Source organism: Coprococcus intestinihominis (genome assembly GCF_040096555.1).
In the GTDB taxonomy this organism is placed as follows: domain Bacteria; phylum Bacillota; class Clostridia; order Lachnospirales; family Lachnospiraceae; genus Coprococcus_A; species Coprococcus_A intestinihominis.
Window position 1 is genome coordinate 20045 of the sequence record NZ_JBBMEK010000015.1, and the last position, 7098, is coordinate 27142.

The 7098-nt window shown below is 41.6% G+C and carries 7 protein-coding genes; all 7 read left to right on the forward strand.

All coding sequences use genetic code 11. The features are described from left to right. Positions 1-14 precede the first annotated feature (14 nt). Positions 15-647, forward strand: a complete 633-nt coding sequence (gene yedF, locus WMO25_RS02405) for a sulfurtransferase-like selenium metabolism protein YedF (RefSeq protein ID WP_349083890.1) — start codon at positions 15-17, stop codon at positions 645-647. Between the two features lie 42 nt (positions 648-689). Then, on the forward strand, positions 690-926 hold the full coding sequence (locus tag WMO25_RS02410; RefSeq protein ID WP_117529101.1) for a putative Se/S carrier protein: 237 nt from the start codon (positions 690-692) through the stop codon (positions 924-926). 176 nt (positions 927-1102) lie between these two features. Then, positions 1103-1525: a 30S ribosomal protein S12 gene (gene rpsL, locus WMO25_RS02415; RefSeq protein WP_015513728.1), complete on the forward strand. Its 423-nt coding sequence runs from the start codon at positions 1103-1105 to the stop codon at positions 1523-1525. A gap of 158 nt (positions 1526-1683) precedes the next feature. Continuing rightward, positions 1684-2154, forward strand: coding sequence for a 30S ribosomal protein S7 (rpsG, locus tag WMO25_RS02420; RefSeq protein WP_178440010.1), 471 nt, complete (start codon positions 1684-1686; stop codon positions 2152-2154). 44 nt (positions 2155-2198) lie between these two features. Next, entirely contained in the window at positions 2199-4316 is a 2118-nt protein-coding gene (fusA, locus tag WMO25_RS02425) for an elongation factor G (RefSeq protein WP_215689781.1), read from the forward strand. 170 nt (positions 4317-4486) lie between these two features. Then, positions 4487-5674 carry an elongation factor Tu gene (gene tuf, locus WMO25_RS02430; RefSeq protein WP_349083892.1) on the forward strand — a complete coding sequence of 396 codons (1188 nt, stop codon included), beginning with the start codon at positions 4487-4489 and terminating at the stop codon, positions 5672-5674. A gap of 408 nt (positions 5675-6082) precedes the next feature. Continuing rightward, entirely contained in the window at positions 6083-6610 is a 528-nt protein-coding gene (locus WMO25_RS02435; protein WP_349083894.1) for a nucleoside deaminase, read from the forward strand. Positions 6611-7098 lie beyond the last annotated feature (488 nt).

Genomic DNA, 7098 nt, shown 5'->3' on the forward strand with positions numbered 1-7098 from the left:
AGGAGGAAACTATTATGTTAAAAGTCGTTAATGCCATGGGTGATGCATGCCCGATCCCTGTTGTTAAGACAAAAAATGCCATTAAAGAATTAAGTGGTGCAGGAATGGTAGAAACACTGGTAGACAATGAAATTGCCGTCCAGAATCTGACAAAGATGGCACAGCAGAAGAACTATGGCGTCCGTTCAGAAAAACTGGGCGAGAACCAGTACAGAGTGATTATGACCATCGGAGAATCAGCGGATGAGGCAGGAGTTGAAGCTGATGAAGAAGTAAGAACAGAAGAAACCTGTATACCGGACGGAAGAAAGGGCAATAAAGTCGTTGTTATTTCATCTTCCTGTATGGGCAGCGGGGATGATGAATTGGGTGCTGTTCTGATGAAGGGTTTCATCTATGCCCTGTCTCAGCAGGATGAACTTCCAAAGACAATTCTGTTCTATAATGGCGGTGCAAAACTGACATGTGAAGAGGCACCGACGCTGGAAGATTTGATGTCGCTTGAAGCAAATGGTGTGGAAATCCTGACATGTGGTACCTGCCTGAATCATTACGGTCTGACAGAGAAACTGAAAGTCGGCGGCGTGACCAATATGTATGTGATCACTGAGAAAATGATGCAGGCGGATCTGATCGTTAAACCATAATTTAAAATATAGAATCATGGAAGAACAGGATGGCGGTGTATCGTGCGTCAAAAGAAGAATTATATGATATTGACATTTAAGACTACAACGGCAGCTATGGCCATGGAGAAGAAGTGCAGCGAGGAGGGGATTCCGGGACGGCTGATTCCGCTCCCGGGAGAAATCAGCGCCGGATGTGGACTGTCCTGGCGGATATTGCCGGAGGAGTATGAGACATACAAAGACAAGATTATGTCCTTGGATATTCCGGTGGAACAAACTGTCGAAGTGCGGATATAAAACAGAAAAATACAGGATGACAAAAGGCAATCGTCGTATGTTGAGAAAATTTAAAGAAAAATTCTTGACAAGGATGATTGCCTTTGTTATAATATGCAAGTGTGCGCAATAGGCGTGTATACACCGTTATGTAAATGACGGCAACCAGTTCATTTTATTACCAGGAGGTGAAAATAATGCCAACATTTAACCAGTTAGTAAGAAAAGGAAGACAGACTGTTGAGAAGAAATCTACAGCTCCTGCTCTGCAGAAGAGCTACAACTCTCTTCACAAGAAAGCAACAGACTTATCATCACCACAGAAGAGAGGTGTATGTACAGCTGTTAAGACAGCTACTCCTAAAAAACCTAACTCAGCTCTTAGAAAGATCGCCAGAGTTCGTTTATCAAACGGAATCGAAGTAACAAGCTACATCCCAGGTGAAGGTCACAACCTTCAGGAGCATAGCGTTGTACTGATCAGAGGTGGTCGTGTAAAGGACTTACCAGGTACAAGATACCATATCATCAGAGGTACACTTGATACTGCAGGTGTTGCTAAGAGAAGACAGGCCCGTTCTAAATACGGTGCTAAGAGACCAAAGGACGCTAAGAAATAAGAGTTTCACAGGTTTATACTATTTGCGACGAATGTAGCATTATTTTACCGCAATGAATATAAGGTTGCGATTAAAGATAGATATACAATTCGAGCGCGAACACATAGTCAGACTACGTGAGTACCCAAGATTGAATAATCTATAAGGAGGGAAGTAACGTGCCAAGAAAAGGACATATCCAGAAAAGAGACGTATTGGCTGATCCGATTTACAACAGCAAAGTCGTAACAAAGCTTGTCAACAACATCATGCTTGACGGTAAGAAAGGCGTTGCTCAGAAGATCGTATACGGCGCATTTAATAGAATTTCTGAAAAGACAGGCAAGGAAGCTCTCGAAGTTTTCGAAGAAGCTATGAACAATATCATGCCTGTTCTTGAAGTAAAAGCAAGACGTATCGGTGGTGCCACATATCAGGTGCCTATCGAGGTTAGACCAGAGAGAAGACAGGCTCTTGCTCTCAGATGGTTAACAGTATATTCTCGTAAGAGAGGCGAAAAGACTCAGGAAGAGAGACTTGCCAACGAGATTATGGATGCTGCAAACAACACTGGTGCAGCAGTTAAGAAAAAAGAAGACATGCACAAAATGGCAGAAGCAAACAAAGCTTTCGCTCATTACAGATGGTAATCTGTTTTTAGCGGTTGCTTAGCTGAGAAAAGGAGGAATTATCCTTGGCTGGAAGAGAATATCCATTAGAGAGAACCAGAAATATTGGTATTATGGCTCATATCGATGCTGGTAAAACAACAACAACTGAGCGTATCTTATATTACACTGGTATTAACTACAAGATTGGTGATACTCATGACGGTACTGCAACTATGGACTGGATGGCCCAGGAGCAGGAACGTGGTATCACAATTACTTCCGCTGCTACAACATGTCACTGGACACTTCAGGATCACTGCAAGCCAAAGGCAGGTGCTTTAGAGCATCGTATCAACATCATTGATACACCAGGACACGTAGACTTCACAGTTGAAGTTGAGCGTTCCCTTCGTGTACTTGATGGTGCTGTAGGTGTCTTCTGTGCCAAAGGTGGTGTTGAGCCTCAGTCCGAAAACGTATGGCGTCAGGCTGACACATACAACGTACCTAGAATGGCTTTCATCAACAAGATGGATATTCTTGGTGCTGATTTCTACAGTGCTGTTGAGCAGATCAAGACAAGATTAGGTAAGAATGCTATCTGCATTCAGCTCCCAATCGGTAAGGAAGATGAATTCAAAGGTATCATTGACCTTTTTGAAATGCAGGCTTATATCTACAATGATGAAAAGGGTGACGATATTTCTATCGTTGATATCCCAGAAGATATGGTTGATGATGCAGAACTTTATCATACAGAATTAGTTGAGAAGATCTGCGAATTAGATGACGATCTGATGATGGCTTACCTTGAAGGTGAAGAACCATCTAATGATCAGTTAAAAGCTGTATTAAGAAAAGCAACATGTGAATGTACAGCTGTTCCTGTTTGCTGTGGTACAGCTTACAGAAACAAAGGTGTTCAGAAGCTCCTTGATGCAATCATCGAGTATATGCCATCTCCATTAGATATCCCACCAATCAAGGGCGTTGATATGGATGGCAACGATGTTGTCAGACATTCTTCTGATGAAGAACCTTTCTCCGCTCTTGCATTCAAGATTATGACAGACCCATTCGTTGGTAAGCTGGCATTCTTCCGTGTATATTCCGGTACTCTGAATTCCGGTTCTTACACACTGAACGCAACAAAGGGCAAGAAAGAACGTGTTGGTCGTATCCTTCAGATGCATGCCAACAAGAGAAAAGAGCTGGATAAGGTTTACTCCGGTGATATCGCAGCTGCTGTAGGTTTCAAATTTACAACAACTGGTGATACAATCTGTGATGAACAGCATCCGGTTATTCTGGAATCCATGGAATTCCCAGAACCTGTTATCGAGCTTGCTATCGAGCCTAAGACAAAAGCAGGCCAGGGCAAGATGGGTGAAGCTTTAGCAAAACTTGCTGAAGAAGATCCTACATTCAGAGCTCATACAGATCAGGAAACAGGCCAGACAATCATTGCCGGTATGGGCGAGCTCCATCTGGAAATCATTGTTGACCGTCTGCTTCGTGAATTTAAAGTAGAGGCAAACGTTGGTGCACCTCAGGTTGCATACAAAGAAACATTTACAAAAGCCGTTGATGTAGACAGCAAATATGCTAAACAGTCCGGTGGTCGTGGTCAGTATGGTCACTGTAAAGTTCACTTTGAGCCAATGGATGCCAATGGTGAAGAACTCTTCAAGTTCGATTCTACAGTCGTAGGTGGTGCTATTCCTAAGGAATACATCCCAGCTGTCGGCGAAGGTATCGAAGAAGCTGCTAAAGCTGGTATCCTCGGCGGATTCCCTGTACTTGGTATCCATGCTACAGTATATGATGGTTCTTACCATGAAGTCGATTCAAGTGAAATGGCATTCCACATTGCTGGTTCCATGGCTTTCAAGGAAGCTATGCACAAAGCAGGCGCTGTTCTTCTTGAGCCGATCATGAAAGTTGAAGTTACAATGCCTGAAGAATACATGGGCGATATCATCGGCGACCTGAACTCACGTCGTGGTCGTATCGAAGGTATGGAAGATATCGGTGGTGGTAAGATGGTTAAAGCATATGTACCACTTGCTGAAATGTTCGGTTATTCTACAGACCTGCGTTCAAGAACACAGGGCCGTGGTAACTACTCCATGTTCTTCGAGAAATACGAACCAGTTCCGAAGTCAATTCAGGAAAAGGTATTAAACAACAAAGATAAATAAATTATCCTTGCTGTGTACAGGTAATGTACAACTTTTAAATACGAAAATATTTTAAAATAGGCTTGAATATATGCTGTAAATGCAATATAATCGTAATTAGCCGAGCAAAAATAATAAAAATCTGCCTCTCCCGAACGGGGGAGAGGCGCCTATAAAAGGAGGACGTTAAAATGGCTAAAGCTAAGTTTGACAGAAGCAAACCACATTGTAATATCGGTACAATTGGACACGTTGACCACGGTAAAACAACTTTAACAGCTGCTATCACAAGAGTATTAGCAGAAAGAGTACCTGGTAACGAAAAAGTAGATTTCGAAAACATCGATAAAGCTCCAGAAGAAAGAGAACGTGGTATCACAATCTCTACAGCTCACGTTGAGTACCAGACAGAAAAACGTCATTACGCTCACGTTGACTGCCCAGGACATGCCGATTATGTAAAGAACATGATCACAGGTGCTGCTCAGATGGATGGTGCTATCCTTGTTGTAGCTGCTACTGATGGTGTTATGGCTCAGACAAAAGAGCATATCCTTCTTTCACGTCAGGTAGGTGTACCTTACATCATTGTATTCATGAACAAATGTGATATGGTAGATGATGAAGAACTCCTTGAATTAGTAGAAATGGAAATCACAGAAGTTCTTGAAGAATATGACTTCACAGATTGCCCAATCATCAAAGGTTCCGCTCTTAAGGCTCTTGAAGATCCAAACGGCGAATGGGGCGACAAGATCATGGAACTTATGGATACAGTAGATAGCTATATCCCAGATCCACAGCGTGATACAGATAAGCCATTCCTTATGCCAGTCGAAGACGTATTCTCTATCACAGGTCGTGGTACAGTTGCTACAGGCCGTGTAGAAAGAGGTGTTCTGCATCTTTCTGACGAAGTAGAAATCGTTGGTGTTAAAGAAGAAACACGTAAAGTAGTTGTAACTGGTATCGAAATGTTCCGTAAACTCCTTGACGAAGCTCAGGCTGGTGATAACATCGGTTGTCTTCTTCGTGGTGTTCAGAGAAATGAAATCGAAAGAGGACAGGTTCTCGCTAAACCAGGTTCAGTACACCCACACAAGAAATTCACAGCTCAGGTTTACGTACTGACAAAAGACGAAGGTGGTCGTCATACACCATTCTTCAACAACTACCGTCCACAGTTCTACTTCAGAACAACAGATATCACAGGCGTTATCTCCCTTCCAGAAGGTACAGAAATGTGCATGCCTGGTGATAACGTAGAAATGACAATCGAACTGATCCACCCAATCGCTATGGAACAGGGTCTTACATTCGCTATCCGTGAAGGTGGCCGTACTGTAGGTTCAGGTCGTGTTGCTACAATCATCGAATAATATTCGCTAAGCAATGAGCAATGCAAATCCAACGAATGATGACTAGTGGGAGTTCACTCACACCAGGGCATTGTTCGGTGGATTTATGAGGCGAATGCCTCGACTGAGATGAAGCGTAGCGGAATCGAAGTTGTGCATTGCGAGTATAACGCGCATATCGTATATAAATGAGTGTCAGGAGTACACTCTGTGTCCAAACGTAAGATACCCCGGAACCGTAAGGTTTCCGGGGTTTTTCTGTACTCTAAGAAAAGAATGGTTTCTAATCGCAATAGTTACACATAAAGAATTGCCAATTTTTATTTCTATCTTGCAGATTTTGGGACTTGTTTTTACGATTCTTTTGTATAAAGGAATTATTAAGAAGCAGAATAATTCCTTGAACAATAGTCATGGAAGGAGATATCGATGATGACGAAATCTTTTGAGAATGATTCAGATACAAATCACGGTCTGAATAGCCAAAGAAAGCCGGAGGATGCATCTTTTATGCGCGAGGCTATTCGTCTTTCACAACTTGCCGTAGAACATGGAAATGAGCCTTTTGGAGCGGTTCTGGTAAAAAATGGAGAAATTGTATTTACGAATGAAAATCAGATTTATACAAGACATGATCCGACCTTTCATGGAGAAGCCGGACTGATTCGTGAATTCTGTGCAAAGACATCAATCACAGATTTGCATGACTATACGCTTTATTCCAGCTGTGAGCCGTGTTTTATGTGCAGTGGCGCAATGGTCTGGGTGAAATTAGGCCGATTAGTATACGGTGCAAGCAATAGCGATTTAGAGGCGATACTTGGTAACGAAGGATGTAATTGTTCAAAGATTGTTTTTGACAATTCCTTTTGGCAGCCACAGGTAACAGCGGGGATTCTTCGGGATGAAAGTCTCATGATTCTGAAGGATTATTTTGATACGCATGCAAAAGGTTGATAGGGTATATTGATCAGAAATAATAACGCACTTGTAAAATAATAATGCCATTCATGGTTGAAATCCGGCTATGAAAGACAGCAAATAGGTGGGTATCGTTCGTTTGGGACAAACAATTGTGACAATATAAATACAATATAGACGGATATGCAGCAATAACTAAAAAAATCAAATTAGTGTATATGAGAAATAAAATTCGATATATTATTAAAAAAATCAAAAAAACTGTTGACAATTCAAATCCAAGATGATATCATATACAAGCTGTCAGCGAGACAAACGCAAAACAGCAAGTTTTTCATCAGATTAAAAAGAAATTTGGAAATAAATGAAAAAAGTTGTTGACAAACTTCAAGAGATTTGATATAAATAATTAAGTTGCTCAGAGAGCGGTACATGAACTTTGATAATTGAACAACAAAACAATCCCGAAAATTCCTAAAAAGAATTTTTAAGAACACAAACCAAAGTAAAACGGGAAGAGATAA